At 36.7% G+C, this 17,227-nt stretch carries 14 protein-coding genes; 9 read left to right on the top strand and 5 right to left on the bottom strand.

Annotation, left to right across the window (positions count from 1 at the left end):
* Window positions 1-106 precede the first annotated feature (106 nt).
* Complete coding sequence (locus APB85_RS07345; RefSeq protein WP_057482732.1) at window positions 107-2,242, bottom strand: carboxy terminal-processing peptidase; 2,136 nt, start codon at window positions 2,240-2,242, stop codon at window positions 107-109.
* 144 nt (window positions 2,243-2,386) lie between these two features.
* Here APB85_RS07345 and surE point away from each other — a divergent pair, with 144 nt between their 5' ends.
* From surE to APB85_RS07320, 5 genes are all read left to right on the top strand, one after another.
* A complete protein-coding gene (gene surE / locus APB85_RS07340) occupies window positions 2,387-3,169 on the top strand; it encodes a 5'/3'-nucleotidase SurE (protein WP_057482679.1) in 783 nt (260 codons plus the stop codon).
* Window positions 3,162-3,443, top strand: coding sequence for a hypothetical protein (locus tag APB85_RS07335; protein ID WP_057482678.1), 282 nt, complete (start codon window positions 3,162-3,164; stop codon window positions 3,441-3,443). The genes surE and APB85_RS07335 overlap by 8 nt, the downstream gene beginning before the upstream one ends.
* A 99-nt stretch (window positions 3,444-3,542) precedes the next feature.
* Entirely contained in the window at window positions 3,543-4,682 is a 1,140-nt protein-coding gene (gene lpxB / locus APB85_RS07330; protein WP_057482677.1) for a lipid-A-disaccharide synthase, read from the top strand.
* 72 nt (window positions 4,683-4,754) lie between these two features.
* Window positions 4,755-5,294 carry a C40 family peptidase gene (locus APB85_RS07325; RefSeq protein WP_057482676.1) on the top strand — a complete coding sequence of 180 codons (540 nt, stop codon included), beginning with the start codon at window positions 4,755-4,757 and terminating at the stop codon, window positions 5,292-5,294.
* 49 nt (window positions 5,295-5,343) lie between these two features.
* Window positions 5,344-7,389 carry a ComEC/Rec2 family competence protein gene (locus APB85_RS07320; RefSeq protein ID WP_057482675.1) on the top strand — a complete coding sequence of 682 codons (2,046 nt, stop codon included), beginning with the start codon at window positions 5,344-5,346 and terminating at the stop codon, window positions 7,387-7,389.
* A 47-nt stretch (window positions 7,390-7,436) separates the two neighbouring features.
* On the opposite strand, the gene APB85_RS07315 is transcribed toward APB85_RS07320, so the two are convergent.
* Complete coding sequence (locus APB85_RS07315) at window positions 7,437-7,976, bottom strand: thioredoxin family protein (RefSeq protein WP_057482674.1); 540 nt, start codon at window positions 7,974-7,976, stop codon at window positions 7,437-7,439.
* 212 nt (window positions 7,977-8,188) lie between these two features.
* On the opposite strand from APB85_RS07315, the gene APB85_RS17280 reads away from it, so the two are divergent.
* Window positions 8,189-8,365, top strand: coding sequence for a hypothetical protein (locus APB85_RS17280; protein WP_160319258.1), 177 nt, complete (start codon window positions 8,189-8,191; stop codon window positions 8,363-8,365).
* 27 nt (window positions 8,366-8,392) lie between these two features.
* The gene (locus APB85_RS07310) at window positions 8,393-8,584 is read left to right on the top strand and encodes a hypothetical protein (protein ID WP_057482673.1); all 192 of its coding nucleotides are present in this window, start codon (window positions 8,393-8,395) and stop codon (window positions 8,582-8,584) included.
* Between the two features lie 133 nt (window positions 8,585-8,717).
* On the opposite strand, the gene APB85_RS07305 is transcribed toward APB85_RS07310, so the two are convergent.
* Both APB85_RS07305 and APB85_RS07300 read right to left on the bottom strand, forming a co-directional pair.
* On the bottom strand, window positions 8,718-10,331 hold the full coding sequence (locus tag APB85_RS07305) for a peptide MFS transporter (RefSeq protein ID WP_057482672.1): 1,614 nt from the start codon (window positions 10,329-10,331) through the stop codon (window positions 8,718-8,720).
* A 15-nt stretch (window positions 10,332-10,346) separates the two neighbouring features.
* Complete coding sequence (locus APB85_RS07300) at window positions 10,347-12,518, bottom strand: S9 family peptidase (RefSeq protein ID WP_057482731.1); 2,172 nt, start codon at window positions 12,516-12,518, stop codon at window positions 10,347-10,349.
* 156 nt (window positions 12,519-12,674) lie between these two features.
* Between APB85_RS07300 and APB85_RS07295 the strand changes: the two genes are divergently transcribed.
* Window positions 12,675-14,018: a hydroxymethylglutaryl-CoA reductase, degradative gene (locus APB85_RS07295; RefSeq protein ID WP_262506269.1), complete on the top strand. Its 1,344-nt coding sequence runs from the start codon at window positions 12,675-12,677 to the stop codon at window positions 14,016-14,018.
* The gene (locus APB85_RS07290; RefSeq protein WP_057482670.1) at window positions 14,015-14,935 is read left to right on the top strand and encodes a GYDIA family GHMP kinase; all 921 of its coding nucleotides are present in this window, start codon (window positions 14,015-14,017) and stop codon (window positions 14,933-14,935) included. The genes APB85_RS07295 and APB85_RS07290 overlap by 4 nt, the downstream gene beginning before the upstream one ends.
* A gap of 124 nt (window positions 14,936-15,059) precedes the next feature.
* Here the strand turns inward: APB85_RS07290 and APB85_RS07285 are convergent, their stop codons facing one another.
* The gene (locus APB85_RS07285; RefSeq protein WP_057482669.1) at window positions 15,060-17,180 is read right to left on the bottom strand and encodes a peptidylprolyl isomerase; all 2,121 of its coding nucleotides are present in this window, start codon (window positions 17,178-17,180) and stop codon (window positions 15,060-15,062) included.
* Window positions 17,181-17,227 lie beyond the last annotated feature (47 nt).

The following is a 17,227-nucleotide window of genomic DNA, read 5'->3' as shown; positions in this document are numbered from 1 at the left end:
ATAAATGAAATGAATGAGAGCAATTCATTTTGAAAATAATCTAAGACTCTAAGGCATAAAAAAAGCGCCTCATTTCTGAAGCGCTTTTATCTTTCTTATAGGAAAATTAGTCCTGAACCTTGGCCAATTTATCCTGCCTTATATTATTTTTTTTCATATCAGCCAGCACGTGGATTGCTTCTTCTACATAAACATCTTTGCTCAAGCTAGAATGCCAGCGATCTCTTTTTTCCTTTAAAATAGTATCGTTTTGGAACAACTCCTCTTCGTAGGGCAAAGAAGTAAAAGTAAGATTAGTTTTATAATTTTTTATAGAATCAAACCTTTTTGCCATTTCCTGGTTCCTTTCAGCCGTTGAAGCATATTCTTCAAAATTAAGAGAATGGAAACTATTCTCGCTTTGATCTTTAATCCATTTAGCGTGCTGTTCTATAAGCTTTAATTGCTGATTGGTATCCATTCTTTCTTTACTTTCAGTAATGGTTTTTTCAAAGTTCACATAACCATCCCAAACACGGTAGTTAGCAGGATCAATTTTATCCCACGGTAAAGGATTATCCTGATCTTTTTCCCCAATATCTACAAAGCTGTAACGGTCTGGAACAACTACATCACTTTTTACACCTTCTAATTGAGTAGAACCACCGTTTACCCTGTAAAACTTTTGGGTAGTTAATTTAAGCGCTCCTACATCTCCAAATTCATTACTTCTTAACCAACGATTAAGGTCTATCACATTTTGAACAGTACCTTTTCCATAGGTTTGTTTACTACCAATAATAATTGCTCTTTTATAATCCTGCATTGCAGCAGCCAGAATTTCTGAAGCTGAAGCCGAAAGTTCGTTTACCAAAATCACAAGCGGGCCATCCCACAAAACAGAAGGATCTTCATCTGATAGTACATCTTTTCTTTGTCCGTTAGATTTTACCTGAACAATTGGACCTTCTTCAATAAAAAGTCCGGCGATATCAACCACCGTTTTCAAGGATCCGCCGCCGTTATTTCTAAGGTCAAGCACGAGGCCGTCCATATTTTGTTCTTTCAATCTAATAATGTCTTTTCTGATATCTGAAGCAGCATTCCGCTCTTCATAATCTTCCATATTAAAGTAGAATTTAGGCAAATTGATTATCCCAAAATTCTTACCTTCTTCCTGAACCATAGCTGTCTTAGCATAGGTTTCTTCAATTTCAACAATATCACGGGTAAGTGTAATCTCTTCAATATTACCCATTAATTTTTTACGAACTGTTAAGGTCACTTTAGAGTCTTTTGGGCCTTTAATTAAATCTACAGCATCTTCTAAACGCATACCCACGATACTCACAGGATCATCTTCGTCTTCCTGCTGTACTTTTAAGATCTCATCTCCTTCAGAAAGCTCTTCACTTCTCCAGGCGGGACCGCCGGAAATCACTTCGGTAATGGTAATATTATCGCTTTTCTTTTGCAGCCTGGCTCCAATTCCCTCTAATTTACCAGACATTGCAATATCAAATCTATCTTTATCCTGAGGGGCGAAATAAAAGGTATGAGGATCAAAAGCTTCTACAATTGAATTTAAATACACTGAAAAATAATCTTTACGCTCAAGATCATCTGTAAAATCATAATACTCTTCTAGAGAACTTAAAGTTACCTCGCGGGCTTCTTTTTCAAGCTCTTCTTTAGATTTCATTTCGTAATCTGGGTCTTCTTCTTTTTTCTGCTCTTCTTCTTCAATTTTATCGAAATAGGTGATAAGCGTAGAAAATTTAAGCTGCTTTCTCCAACGTTCTTTCAGTTCTTTTTTAGAAGAAACATACTCGGCTTCAGAAAAATCAGTATTTATATCTTCTGTTTTAGAGAAATCAAAAGGTTTTTCAAGGATTTCTCTATAGATATCCCTTGCTTCTTCAGATCGCTTTAAAAGTCGGTTGTAAGTCAGATCAAAAAAGTCAATTTGCTTTTCCTTGATCTGGTCATCTATTTTATCCCGGTAAGCATTGAATTCTTCAATGTCACTTTCGTAAAAGAAACGTTTAGACCCATCTAAACCTTCAAGATATTTATCATAAACCCCTTCAGAAAATTCGTCATTAATATCCCGGGCATCGTAGTGCCCTTCGTTAAGAACGTAAGTAATAAGGTCTATAAGAAGTTTATCTTTATTAGGGTCGTCAAATTTTTTAGTAGTGAAACTACAGGAAGTGGCAGCCATTAGTAGCACTACCACTAAGATTTTTAAATTCCTTTTCATAAATCGCATAAATTTCATCATTAACAGCTCTCCAAAATACATTAAAAATTGTGCCAATAAAGCTAACAGGTAATAATAATTTGTTAAACTACTAAGATAAGGTTTCTTGCTGAAATTACTATTTTAGCCTATATAAAATAAGCTATGACGAAGAAGAGACCTTTAATTCTAGTAACCAACGACGATGGTATAACCGCCCCCGGGATAAGAACTCTAATAGAAGTGATGAAAGAGTTGGGCGATGTAGTGGTTGTGGCACCCGATAGTCCACAAAGCGGAATGGGACACGCCATCACTATTAGCGACACCTTATTTTGTGAACAGGTAACCATAAAAGAAAATTACAAGCATAAAGAATACAGCTGCTCGGGCACTCCGGCAGATTGTGTGAAGATCGCCACACAGGAGATTCTGCACCGCAAACCCGATCTTTGTGTTAGCGGAATTAACCACGGCTCTAATTCTTCTATAAACGTGATCTATTCTGGAACTATGAGTGCTGCAGTAGAAGCCGGTGTAGAAGGAATTCCCGCTATTGGATTTTCGCTACTGGATTATTCTTTAAATGCAGATTTTGAGCCTACGAAAAAATATGTAAAGGCCATTACCAAAAATGTCATTAAAAATGGTTTGCCAACCGGCGTTGTTCTAAATGTAAATATTCCGAAATTATCTGCCTCAGAAATTAAAGGAATGAAAGTTTGTAGACAGGCGAACGCCCATTGGGAAGAAGAATTTGATAAAAGAACCAACCCGCAGGGACGCGATTATTACTGGCTTACCGGTACATTTGTGAATAAAGATAAAGGGGAAGATACCGATGAATGGGCATTGCAAAACGGCTACGTTTCAGTGGTACCGGTACAATTTGATTTAACCGCTCATCACTTTTTAGACGATTTAAACACCTGGGAGCTTAATGATTAAGCAAAACATTTTTATAGGATTTCTAACAGGACTTTCTGCCAATATTGGCGGTATTTTTCTTTATACCCTTCTTTTCTCTGAAATGGGAATAGATGAAACCCTGGACGATGCCATTGCCCAGGGGTATATTGGAAAACTAATTGCCCTGGGGGCAATCTTAAACTTTTTACCTTTTTTCGTTTTTATTAGAAAAAAGCAAAACTATCACGCAAGAGGTGTATTATTTGCCACCATTATAGCTGCGATAAGCATTTTTATTTCTAAAATTGTTTAACTAAAATCAGCCTGATGCTGGAAACAAAACAGGAATGGTAAATAGGCAGATAACGAGCACCTGTCACCAATTCCTGAAGCGGAAAAAATTTATAAACTCATGAAATACTACATTATTGCCGGTGAAGCTTCTGGAGATCTTCACGCATCTAACCTGATGCGCGCTTTAAAAGAGAACGATTCCCAGGCTGAATTCAGGTTTTGGGGTGGCGATCTTATGCAGGAACAGGGCGGGCAGCTGGTAAAGCATTATCGAGAATTAGCTTTTATGGGTTTTGTAGAGGTGCTTTTCAATCTAAAAACCATTCTTAAAAATATTTCCTTTTGCAAGGAAGATATCAGTGCTTTTAATCCTGATGCCATCATTTTTGTAGATTATCCCGGCTTCAATTTAAGGATCGCAAAATGGGCTAGAGAACAAGGCTACCAGACACATTATTATATTTCTCCACAAATCTGGGCCTGGAAAGAAAACAGGATCAATGCGATAAAACGGGATATAGATCATATGTACGTGATATTGCCATTTGAAAAAGAGTTTTATGAAGAAAAACATAATTTTCCGGTTCATTTTGTAGGGCACCCGCTTATTGATGCCATTGGCCAGAAAAAGCTTCCAAATGTACCCATACTAAAAAAAGAGTATGACCTGGACGAAAGACCTATAATTGCCGTTTTACCCGGAAGTCGAAAACAGGAAATTTCAAAAATGCTGGAGGTTATGTTAAGCATAACTCCAGATTTTCCTGGATACCAATTTGTAATTGCAGGCGCACCCAGCCAGGATGCAGAGTTCTACGCTCCTTTTATTAAGCAAAAGAACATCAAACTCATCATGAATAAAACCTATGATGTATTAAGTCTTGCTCACGCGGCTATGGTAACTTCGGGTACAGCGACTTTAGAAACCGCTTTATTTAAAATCCCGGAAGTGGTTTGCTATAAAGGCAGCTATGTTTCCTACCAAATTGCTCGTAGAATTGTAAATTTAGATTATATCTCACTGGTAAACCTCATTATGAATCGAGAGGTAGTGAAGGAGTTAATTCAGAACGATTTCAATACTAAAACACTTAAAAAAGAGTTTAAGAAAATACTGGAGCACGAGCACCGCACCAAAATCTTTAAAGATTATTTTGAATTGGAACAAAAATTAGGCGGAAAAGGCGCCAGCGAGAAAACAGCGAAACTTATTGTAAAATCCATTCAAAAACCTGGAGTTAAAGCCAGGAGAAATTAATAGGTATTTTTTTAATTTCGAGCCAAGCCTCGGAAAAATTTAAAACCTCAATGAGGGATTAAAAATTGATCTATGTTGAAAGTTTTTAAATCACTTTTTTTAGGCCTTTTCCTTATAAGCCTTATTTCCTGCGGAAGCTCACGCTCTAAGGTTATCACTACTAAAAGTGAAGAAAATCGTTCAGAGAGATATTCCCGCCCCGAAAATCCTGAAATTCAACCTGCCAATGAAAAGGTTTACAATATTATTTCTAATGCAAAAAGATTTGAAGGCACGCGCTATAAATACGGCGGCACTACAAAGCGAGGTATGGATTGCTCCGGACTTATTTACACCGCATTTTTAGAAGAAGATATCGCCATTCCCAGAACTTCTCGTGCAATGTCTCTGGAAGGTGAGCGTCTTTATTTAAAAGAAGTAAATCCCGGCGACCTACTTTTTTTTGAAACCAACAAGAATCGCAAAGTTATTAATCACGTTGGTTTGGTGGTAGAAATAGAACGTGACGACATCTATTTTATTCACGCCTCTACCTCCCGGGGTGTTATTGTATCCTCTCTTTCTGAGCCATATTGGAATGGTAATTTTGTTATGGCACGTCGCATTTTATAATTTTTAGTATCTTCATTAGATAATTGCTGCCCTACAAAAAACAACAGGGATGCAATTTTTGAATTTTACCATCATAAAGCTTTCCATATTCCTAATCCTGGGAATCATTACCGGATTTTCTATAGATCTGCCAACAAACTTACTTTTTATATTTTTTGCTTCCTTATTTCTTATTTTCTGTATAAGCTTTTTAAGAGCCCGTAGAAAGATATTCGACGATATCTTCTTCGGAATATGCACCTGGAGTTTGATCTTCACATTGGGAATAGCAACCGCTTATCTTCATCAGCCTAAAAATCAGCCGCAACATTATATCAATCTTCAAACTGCTGAAGCAGATGTCATACAAATTCGTGTCATTGAAATCCTGAAACCCAATCTCTATAACCAGCCATATATCGCTGAAGTAGAAACGATATTTTTAGGTAAAAATTCAATTCCAGCAAAGGGAAAAGTTTTACTCAACATTTCCAAAGATTCTATCCAGCAAGATATAAAGTCAGGAATGAAATTGCTAGTTCCAGGCAAGCTTACAAATATTGCTGAGCCTTTAAATCCCTACCGGTTTAATTACCGAAAGTTTATGCAGAAGCAAAAGGTAGAAAAGCAATTACAGTTGCGAAAAACCGAGATCCAAATTTTACCGCATACAGAAAAGAGGCTGCTAACTCATATTTCTAATTTCAGGGAGCAATTAATCCAAAACCTATCAGAAGCTAAATTCAGCAAAGATGAATTAGCCATAATGCAGGCTTTATTATTAGGGCAACGGCAAGATATTTCAAAAGAAATTTACGATGAATATGCAGCGGCAGGTGCTATTCATATCCTAGCCGTTTCTGGTCTCCACGTTGGGATTATTTTGCTCATTTTAAATTGGCTCTTCACTCCTCTTAATTATCTAAAAAACGGGCTTGTTTTAAAAACCATCATTTTAATTTTATTAATGTGGGGTTTCGCTATGTTGGCAGGACTTTCGCCTTCGGTAGTTCGGGCGGTGACGATGTTTTCTTTTATTACTATTGGGATGCAAATGCGGCGGAAAACCAGTGTTTTGAACAGTTTGTTTATTTCGTTGTTTATTTTACTACTTGTAAATCCTTATTTTATATTTCAGGTTGGTTTTCAACTGAGTTATCTTGCGGTTTTTGCCATTGTCACCATTCAACTTAAACTTTTTAAACTTTGGCAACCAAAGTTTAAAATCGTAAAATATTTTTGGAGTTTATTCACGGTGAGCATCGCTGCGCAAATTGGGGTTTTACCTTTAAGCTTATTTTATTTTCATCAATTTCCGGGTTTATTCTTTCTTTCTAACCTGGTAGTTTTACCGGTTCTGGGACTAATTCTAGGCCTGGGAATTCTTGTTATTCTACTAGCTTTATTAAATCTATTGCCCGACATTCTAGCCGAAATCTATGGAAACCTCATTGGGTTAATGAATAAGTTTATTGCATGGGTTGCAGGGAAAGAAGATTTTGTGTTTACCAATATTCATTTTAATATCTGGCAAAACCTTAGTGCCTATTTATTGGTTTTCTTTTTTATTCTTTTACTCTATCAAAAAAACTTCAGGAATCTAGTTTTCTTTCTTTGCGGAATTGTAATATTTCAAAGCAGTATGCTCTACAGCAAAATACAGCATTCAACTTTAGAAAATATCGTTTTTCATAAGCCCAGAAAAACTATGATAGGTATTGACGAGCCAAAAAATTTCACACTTTACCATAATTTAGAAGACAGGCTGCAAGATGAAATTCGGCTAAAAGATTATAAAACGGGAAGAAATATTAACAAAATTGAAGAAAAGATAATTCCTGATATTCTGAATACTTCCATGGCATCAATTTTAATTGTTGATAGCAGCGCAGTTTACAAGTTGAATGATTTTAATCCAGATTTAGTCTTACTTCGAGACTCCCCTAAAATCAACTTAGAAAGGCTAATTAGAGTTTTAAAGCCTAAAATAATTGTTGCCGATGCGAGCAACTATCATAGTTACGTATCCCGTTGGGCAAAAACCGCCAAAAAACAAAAAACCCGTTTTCACCATACAGGTAAAAACGGGGCTTTTCGCATCTCTACTGAACCATAAGGCCCACTATCAACTAACACTTAAATTTTACTTGAAACTGAAATATTTTACTCAAAAGAACCTTCAAAATTTTCCTGGTATTCCGCAAAAGCTTCTTTAGAAGTCATTTTTTTATATTCATCTTCCGCAAAGAGTTTTAAATAAAGCTCAAGCTGTTTTGGGGTTCTATATCCCGGAATAGGAGCAATTAAATTGGCTTCTTCATCAAAAAAAACAAGGCTTGGATAGCCGGTAATCTTTAAAGCCCTCGCTAACTGGTGTGGCGAATTTCTCCTTTGTTTCTTTTCAGGATCGTATTGCGGATTTTTAAATAGCTGTCCTTTAAAATCAATTTCCTCAGGACCTTCAGCATTAAACTTTACAGGATAATAATTTTCATTTACAAACTCGATTACATCGTTGTTGGTAAAAGTATTCTTATCTAACATTTTACAGGGGCCGCACCAAACGGTATAGGCATCCATAAAAATCTTTTTAGGTTCTTTTTCCTGTGCTGCCAGAGCCTCATTCATACTCATCCAGTTAATCTCCTGGGCCTGGCTATTAATTCCTATAAACAGAAAAAATATGGTAATTACTCTAATCATGTATCGCTTTTAGAATGTTTGTAAAACAAAAAACGTTCCTAAAGTGTGAAAATAAAACTTAAAGTAACATAAGAAAAAGATAAAGTAGATAAAATTTAAGTTTATAACAAACTGCAATGATTATGCAGTGAACGAGATTATATTCGTTGAATCAGATCATTTCATGCGCATAGATCTAATTTAATAATCAAATATTAATTAAAACATTCTTTATGAAAAATACTGAAAATTATGGGGTATCAATTCTCAAAAAAGAGGATTTACGAAATATAAATGGCGGCAAAGCTGGTCCATGGTGGCCTGTTGCGGTTTTATGGTCTGCCTGGGAAAACTTTGATGATATCAAAGATGGTCTAAGCGATGGTGCAGCAGCTTATGATAATAGATAAACTAATTAATAACCTTAAATAAATAACATGAAAAATCTTAATAATTACTCAGTTACAGAAATATCCTTAGATGAATCATATGAAATTACAGGCGGAGATGGTCGTTCCGGGTGGTATTATCTAATGTATGGTATTGGTTATATGGCAAAAGGATTCATGGACAATGAAGCACACGGAAGGAGATTATTAGCATCCGGAAGTCCGGGTGGAGCGAAATAGTAAATTTCGAAATAATCAAGAAGTAAAAAGGTGGAGTTTTAAGCTCCACCTTTTTTAGTGAATTGATTTTTAACTAATGATATATCATTGAAAGTATATATTTTAGAAACCATTAGAAGGAAATTTTCTGCCTCTATCTTATTCCGTGCATCTTTTTTATCAGGAATTTATTTATTGCCACCATTAACAAGCCCATAAAAATTGGAATCAAAGTAAAGATTAAGAAAAACACCGATAATCCATATTGTTCAGAGATGCTGTCTATGTAGCCACCGGTATAACCTCCAAGAATGCCAGCTATAAAATTTGCTAAAAACCAAATTCCAAACATAAGTCCTACCAGTTTGGGAGGAGATAATTTGCTTACATAACTAAGACCTACCGGTGAAACACAAAGTTCACCTATTGTGTGAAAGAAATACGCTAAAATTAACCATATCATACTTACAGTGGCAGTTTCAGCTCCCTGGGGAATTCCAAAGGCACCGTAGGCTAAAGATGCGAATCCGATTCCAAGTAGTATCAGTCCTATTCCGAACTTAACAGGGCCAGAAGGATTAAATCTACTTTCCCAAATTTTAGAGAATACAGGAGCAAATAATATTATGAATAAGGAGTTCAAAACTGAAAACCATGAAGCCGGCACTTCAGCAGTATCCACCTGAAATTCATTATATAGCATCCAAATAACAATACCCCATATTATTACAAAACTGGTTCCCAGAAAAATATTGGATTTAGCATATCTACCAAAGGTTTGTTTGAACAACATAAGAAGAACCCAGGTAATTACCATTAATGGTATTACTGTAATAAAAGCATTAATTATTTTAAAAGTAATTGCCTCACCTCCTAATAGATCCCTATCAGTATAATCTGCTGCAAAAATAGTCATAGACCCACCGGCCTGTTCAAAAGCCCACCAAAAAAATATTGTAAAAAATGCAAAAACTGAGATTACAATTATTCGATCTTTTTTGACCTTGGCTGCAGGCTCAGGTTTCACCGAGTTTTCAAGATTATCTTCTAAAATAGGTTTTCCCGTATTATCTTCAACTTCTCCTTTTATAGTATGATCATCTACATAATCATCGGCTTTCTTAGGGGTAAGACCAATCTTACCAAATATCTTCTGTGCAAAGTAGAATTGCAACATTCCAAAAAACATAAAAATCCCGGCGAGACCAAAACCCCAATGCCATCCCACTTTTTCTCCAATATATCCGCAAAGTAAAATACCAAGAAAAGCTCCGGCATTGATACCCATATAGAAAATTGTGTATCCGGCATCTTTCTCTTTATCGTCAGTTTTATAAAGTTGCCCCACAATTGAAGAAATATTTGGCTTAAATAAACCATTGCCTAATATCAAAAGAAGTAATCCTAAATAGAAAAAAACATTTGTAAAACCTTCAAGAGCCATTGAAGCATGACCTAAGGTCATTATTAAGGCCCCTACGACTACAGCGCGTCGATAACCAAGAAACTTATCTGCTATCAATCCCCCAAATATTGGAGTGATGTAAACAAGCCCTATGTACCAACCATAAAGTATAAGAGCATCCTGTCTTTCCCATGCCCAACCATTTTCCATTATAGAAGCAGTAAGAAAAAGAACAAGCAATGCACGCATACCATAATAAGAAAAGCGTTCCCACATTTCTGTGAAGAAGAGAACAAATAAACCAGAAGGGTGTCCCAGTACAGTTCTTTGATTATATTCAGATCCTCCGAATTTAAATTCCATTTTTTTTTGTTTTGATTATAGTTTTTCTTTAATAAAATCGGTCATCATTGTATATAGGTGTAATCTCGTGTTACCGCCATAGATACCGTGGTTTCTGTCTGGATAGATAGCCCAGTCAAATTGCTTATTCGCCTGCACTAAAGCTTCAACCATTCTCATGGTGTTCTGTAGATGTACATTATCGTCTCCTCCACCGTGAATTAAAAGGTAATCGCCTTTTAATTTCTCTACGTGGTTTATAGGTGAATTCTCATCATAACCTGAAGGATTTTCCTGAGGCGTAGTCATATATCTTTCGGTATAGATGGTATCGTAAAATCTCCAGCTAATTACCGGCGCTACGGCTATGGCCATAGAGAAAGTATCGTTTCCTTTAAGAATGGCGTTAGAAGACATAAAACCTCCGTAGCTCCATCCCCAAATTCCAATTCGGTCTTCATCTATATAATCCATTTCGCCAAATTTTTTCGCCGCAGCTATTTGGTCTTCAACTTCATATTTACCGAGTTCATTCTGGGTTACTTTTTTAAAGGCTGCACCTTTAAAGCCTGTACCACGGCCGTCTACGGCTGCTATAATATAGCCTTCGTTAGCGAGTAACTGATACCAGTAGTCGTTAGTGCCGAAGTAAGAATTAGAAACCTCCTGAGAACCTGGACCCGAATATTGAAACATTAATAATGGATATTCTTTATTCTCGTCAAAATCATTTGGCTTGATTATCCACATATTAAGCTCATTACCATTCACTTCAATAGTGCTAAGTTCTTTTGGAGCAAAATTATAAGCCGCTTCTTTTTCCAATAAAGCCGAATTATCTTTGATCTTTCTTACCAGTTTACCATTTTTCGCATTATGTAATGTGAACTCATAAGGAGTTTCGGTGCTTGTGTAAGAATTGATAAAATAGGTATAGTCTGCGCTAAAATCGGCGCTGTTCATTCCTTCTTTTTCAGTTAAACGGGTTTTGTTCTTACCGTTAATCTTTATAGAATATACATCACGGTTTACGCTTCCGTTTTCTGTACTCTGATAAAAGATCTTCTTAGAATCTTCATCGTAACCATAATAGTCAGTTACTTCCCAGTTTCCTTCGGTAACCTGATTTTCCAGCTCGCCGTCTTCATCATAAAGGTAAATATGATTCCAACCATCCTTTTCGCTAGTCCAAATAAAACTATTGTCTTCAAGAAAAGTAAGGTTGTTTGTGATATCTATATAGGCTTCATCGGTCTCATTCATTACCACTTCAGTTTCATTATCTTCAGCATCAACGAAAATAAGATCCAGATCGTTTTGGTGTCTGTTTAAAACCTGTACACTTAAAATCTCAGGATCCTGTGTCCACTTAATTCTTGGGATATAAAAATCTTCATAGTCTCCAAGTTCAACTTTTTCACTTTCTTCAGCAGCTAACTCATAAGTATAAAGGGAAACTTCAGAATTTGCTTCTCCGGCTTTTGGATATTTAAAAACCTGCTGACTCGGGTATAGATCCTGCCCAAACATATCCATAGAAAATTCAGGAACTTCAGATTCATCAAATTTAAGGTAAGCTAAATGAGTTCCGGTTTTATTCCAGTCGAAAGCTCTTACAAAAGCAAATTCTTCTTCATAAACCCAATCGGTTACCCCATTGATTAGTTTGTTTTTCTCTCCATCTGTAGTCACCTGAGTTTCTTCGCCTGAAGCGATATCGTAAGTGTAAATATTATTTTCAAAAACGTAAGCCACTTTAGAAGCATCTGGAGAGAAAGTTGGCTCCTGAACTTTATTGTCGCTTAATTTGGTAAGCGTTTTACCTTCTACATCGTAGATATAATAAATTCCGCGAGAAGAACGGCGGTAAATTTGCTCCATATTGGTAGAAAGCAAAATCTTATCTTCATTTTCACTAAGCTCAAATCCCTGGAACCTGGAAATTTCACTAAGATCTTTACTATTTAAAAGACTTCTAACCTTCTCACCACTTTTATAGGAATAAACATCTATGCTACTGGTGTTAGCATTGCGATCGCGATTTAAAACCACGTATTCCTTACCATTGTCTAAAGATTGTAGGGATTGTAAACGTTCCTGTCTAAAGGTGCCGTCGTAGATTTCTTCGAGGCTAATTTCTTTATCCTGCGCGTAAATTGTTGAGGTTGCCGTAATTAACAACCCAACCAATATTTTTGAGAACTTCATAAAATTTATAAAATGAATTTTGATTGCCAAGTTTACTAAAATTTCAGCAAAAAGAGTAGCATTTGAGTGTTAAATACTAAGGATTTGTTAAAGATAAATCGCTTAAACTTTCTCAAAACCTAAAGCACAATTCCCTTAAATAACAATTGTATCTTTGTGCACTCTAAATTAGCTTCAAAAATGATAAAACCTATCACCGGCTTTTCCAGGCTCACCAAGAAGGAGAAAATAGACTGGCTAGCTGAAACCTACCTTAAAGACCGTCCCGAAGATGTGGCAGTTCTTAGGCAATACTGGAACGAAGATTCCAGGTTGCAACAGTTACACGACGAATTTACCGAAAATACTTTATCTAATTTCTACCTGCCTTTTGGGCTGGCACCAAATTTCCTGATCAACGGAGATTTACTCGCTATTCCTATGGCTATTGAAGAAAGCTCGGTAATTGCAGCAGCTAGTAAAGCCGCTAAATTCTGGAGAACCCGAGGCGGATTTAAAGCTGAAGTAATTGATACAAAAAAAATAGGCCAGGTTCATTTTAATTTCTTTGGAAATAAGCAAAAGCTGGAGCAGTTTTTTAAAACTACCAAACCTAAACTTTTGGAAGCGGTAAAACCTATTACCCGTAATATGGAAAAACGCGGCGGCGGGGTTTTAGATATAAAATTGAAAGATAAAACTGCTGAAATTGATAATTACTACCAGCTGCATTGCGAGTTTGAAACTAAAGATTCCATGGGTGCGAATTTTATAAATTCCTGCCTCGAAAAATTCGCAGAAGTTTTCCAGAATGAAGCCCGGGATTATTCGGATTTCTCTTCGGAAGAGAAGGATATAGAAATTATTATGAGTATTCTTTCTAACTATGTGCCGGAATGTTTAGTGAGAGCTGAAGTTTCCTGCCCGGTAGAAGAACTCAATGAAAATAAAGATCTAAATGGAGAGGACTTCGCAAAGAAATTTATACAGGCCGTAAATATTGCCGAAGTAGAACCTTATCGAGCTGTAACCCACAATAAAGGGATTATGAACGGCATTGACGCCGTGGTTCTGGCTACCGGAAACGATTTTAGAGCGGTAGAAGCCGGAATTCATGCTTATGCCGCCAGAAATGGAAAATACTCTAGCTTAACCCACGCCAGCCTTGAAAACGGTATTTTTAAATTCTGGATAGAAATTCCTTTGGCCCTGGGTACCGTTGGCGGATTAACGAGTTTACATCCTTTAGTTAAACTGGCCCTGGATATTTTACAACAACCCAGCGCTAAAGAATTGATGAAAATTGTAGCCGTTGCCGGCCTGGCCCAAAACTTCGCTGCAATTAATTCTTTAACCACTACGGGAATTCAGCAAGGACATATGAAAATGCATTTGATGAATATTTTAAATCAGCATAATGCTACTGAAGCTGAAAAGAAAACCCTTACTAAACATTTTACTAAACACACCGTAACCCACAGCAGCGCTGTTGAAGAGTTAAACAAATTGAGGAATTCATGAAGAAAGAGTTTTACAGTAATGGCAAACTTTTAATTACGGGAGAATATGCTGTTTTAGATGGTGCAAAGGCTCTGGCGGTTCCTACAAAATTCGGCCAATCCCTGGAAATAGAAACTTCTGAAGGCAAAAATATTGAATGGAATAGTTTTGATGAACATGGTAATTTATGGTTTCAGGGAGAATTTAATTTTAAAAATGGGGAATTTCAGCAGATAAAAGGAGAGCAAGAAGTTTCAGAACGACTAGTAGAGATCCTAAATGAAGCAAATAAATTAAACCCGGAAATATTCTCGACTGGAAAAACCGGAATTAGAGTGAATACCCGTTTAAATTTCAATAGAAATTGGGGTCTGGGAACCTCTTCAACTTTAATCAACAATATTGCTAACTGGTTTGGCGTAGATGCCTTTAAATTGCTTAAAAACACCTTTGGAGGCAGTGGTTATGACATTGCTGCCGCGCAAAATGAGCAGGCGATCACTTACCAGCTTACCCAAAATGAACCTTCGGTTTTAAGAAGCAATTTTCACCCAGATTACTCTGATAATATATTTTTTGTTTACCTAAATGAGAAAAAGAATAGTCGGGATGCGATTGAACATTACAAAGCCTTACCTGAAACAAACAAAACCGGTTTATCAGAAAAAATCTCTTCACTTACCGAGCAGTTTTTGAATTGTACTACACTAACTGAATTTGAATTGCTTATCAATATTCACGAGACTTTATTATCCAGGACGCTCCAAACACCAAAAGTAAAACAAGAACGCTTCCCTGAATTTCCGGGAGCGATTAAAAGCCTTGGCGGCTGGGGCGGCGACTTTATAATGGTTACCGGAGACCAAGCAGCGGTTTTTGAATATTTTGAGAACAAAGGTTTCAAAACGATTTTTGCTTTTCAAGATATTGTGCTATAAAAACCGACTGTAAGAGATCTTAGACTCCCGAAGATTTTCGGGAATCTAATTTACTCGAAAAAACCACATAAAAAAGCCCCGGTAAAATTTACCGGGGCTTTTTTATATCTAAACGCTTATTCTACTAGTAGAATCTTGCACGATTATCTTCAATCTCTGCTTTTTCACGAAGTGCTTCAAAAAGTCTTTGAGAAGCATTCTGTCTTCTTTGTGCAGTTTCCTGTTGTGCAATTCCCTGGTAAGAATTCATTGCCGGAGCTTCATTCTTACTTTCAAGTTCTACAACGTAAACTCCATTGTTTCCTGCAATAGGATTACTTACACTACCCGGCTCTAAAGCAAATACAGATCCTACAACTTCTGGTTCTCTACCTGCGCCCGGTAATGTTGGGCTACCAAGGTTAACCGCATTTGCAGTTTGCACTATAGTATTATTCTTAGAAGCGATCTTCTGAAGGTTTTTACTATTAATTTTTCCTTTAAGAATTTCAGCCTTTTTTTCTTTTGTAAGGATTGGAAGTACTTTAGAGGACGCATTTTCAGCAGTCATTAATCCTTCTTTATTCTTAGCTGTTAACTGCGCAACAACATATCCCGATGGAATGTCAAAACGTTTAATATCACCAACACTGGCTTCGTCCTCAAAAGCCCACTGAACAATTCTTCTTTGCTGTCCAACTCCGGGGATATTTTCATCTAAAGCTTTTACGTTATTAACGGTTCTAATATTATAATTACCTTCTTTAGCAACCTTGGTAAAATCTCCTTCTCCTGCAGCGATCTCAAACTTAGTAGTTTCGTTGAACAGGTTGTTTCTGGAACGTTCTGAAGCTTCTAATTCTCTCGCGATAGTAGCAATTTTCACTGCTTTTTCTCTTTCGGTTTGCTCTTCAATATGAATTACGTGGAAACCGAAATCTGTTTCTACAACACCAACACCTCCAGGGTTATTCTCTAAAACGTAGTTATCAAATTCTGAAACCATATCTCCAGGTCCAAAATAGCCAAGATCTCCGCCATCCTGGTTGTTAGAACGGTCTGATGAAAATTCAGCTGCTAATTCAGCGAATTTCTCTTTATTTCCTCTAATTACATTTGCAAGACTATCGGCTAATGCCTTCGCTTCTTCTTTGCTTCTGGTTACATCTGGTGCAAATTGTTGCCCCTGGTAAGCGACAAGAATATGACTAGCTTTAGTTGAATCTGGAATTTCTTTGGTCTCTACCAATTTAGAAAGCTTGAAATAACCATCGTGCTTGTAAGGTCCAAAAGTTTCACCTTCATTTAAATTGAAAAGATCATCAGCAAATTCTGAAGGCAGTTCGTTTTTAAACTTAAACCTATCATCATAAGGAAGATCTGAATTTGCTTCTACAAAATCTTCATAGTCATTTGTAGTATTAAATCCTGGTAAGGTGTCGTTACTGCTAGTTACAGCATTATATTCTACACGGTTTTCTCGCATTGAATTTAACGCCTCTTCAGTTTCTTTTACATCTTCATCTGAAGCTTTTTCTTCAAAATAAACATACCTGATATTTCTTGAAGCTTCGGTTTGAAATTGTGAAGGATTCTCTTTTATATAAGCTCTAATTTCATCTTTAGTCACCTCTACTTCATCATCTGATACAGAAGAATATGGCAACTGTACAAAACGAAGATCTACGCTATTATTCTGAAAACGGTAAGCCTGCTCAGCCTCTGTAATCGTTGCACCAATCCCGGCGGTTACCATAGAGAAATACATATTTTGGCGAGCAATATCACCCATGTTTTCTTCCATTTGCAGCCATTGCTCGTAAGCCTCAGGCTGTGTAGATCTTAGGCTGGCAATATATTCACGCACGCGGTTCTCATCAAACATACCGGCTTCGTTTCTAAAAGCAGGATTGTTCCCCATTTGCACGCGCATCACCTCTCTTATTTGAGCTTTCCCAGCTCTAATTCCAAGCTTTTCTAATTCTTCTTTAAGAATAGTTTCGCGAAGCGTTTGTTCCCAAACCTGGTTTACAGCCTGACTGGTGCTTGCATTAGCACCCATTTGACGCTGATAACCTTCTACCTGCCGGGCAAAGTCTTCTCTGCTCACTTCTTCACCGTTTATGGTTGCGATAGTGTTTTGGTCTTTTTGTGAAGAAAAGCCTCCGTTACGAATTACATCGGCAAGCACAAAAGAGAAAAGTGCCAATGCAATGATGATGATCAAGAAAACAGAACGCTGTCTGATTTTATTTAATACTGCCATTTGTAGTTGTTATTTATCGAAATATAGTGGGCGAAAATAATGTTTTT

This window comes from Salegentibacter mishustinae (genome assembly GCF_002900095.1).
Lineage (GTDB): Bacteria > Bacteroidota > Bacteroidia > Flavobacteriales > Flavobacteriaceae > Salegentibacter > Salegentibacter mishustinae.
This window is presented reverse-complemented; position numbering and strand designations above follow the sequence as displayed.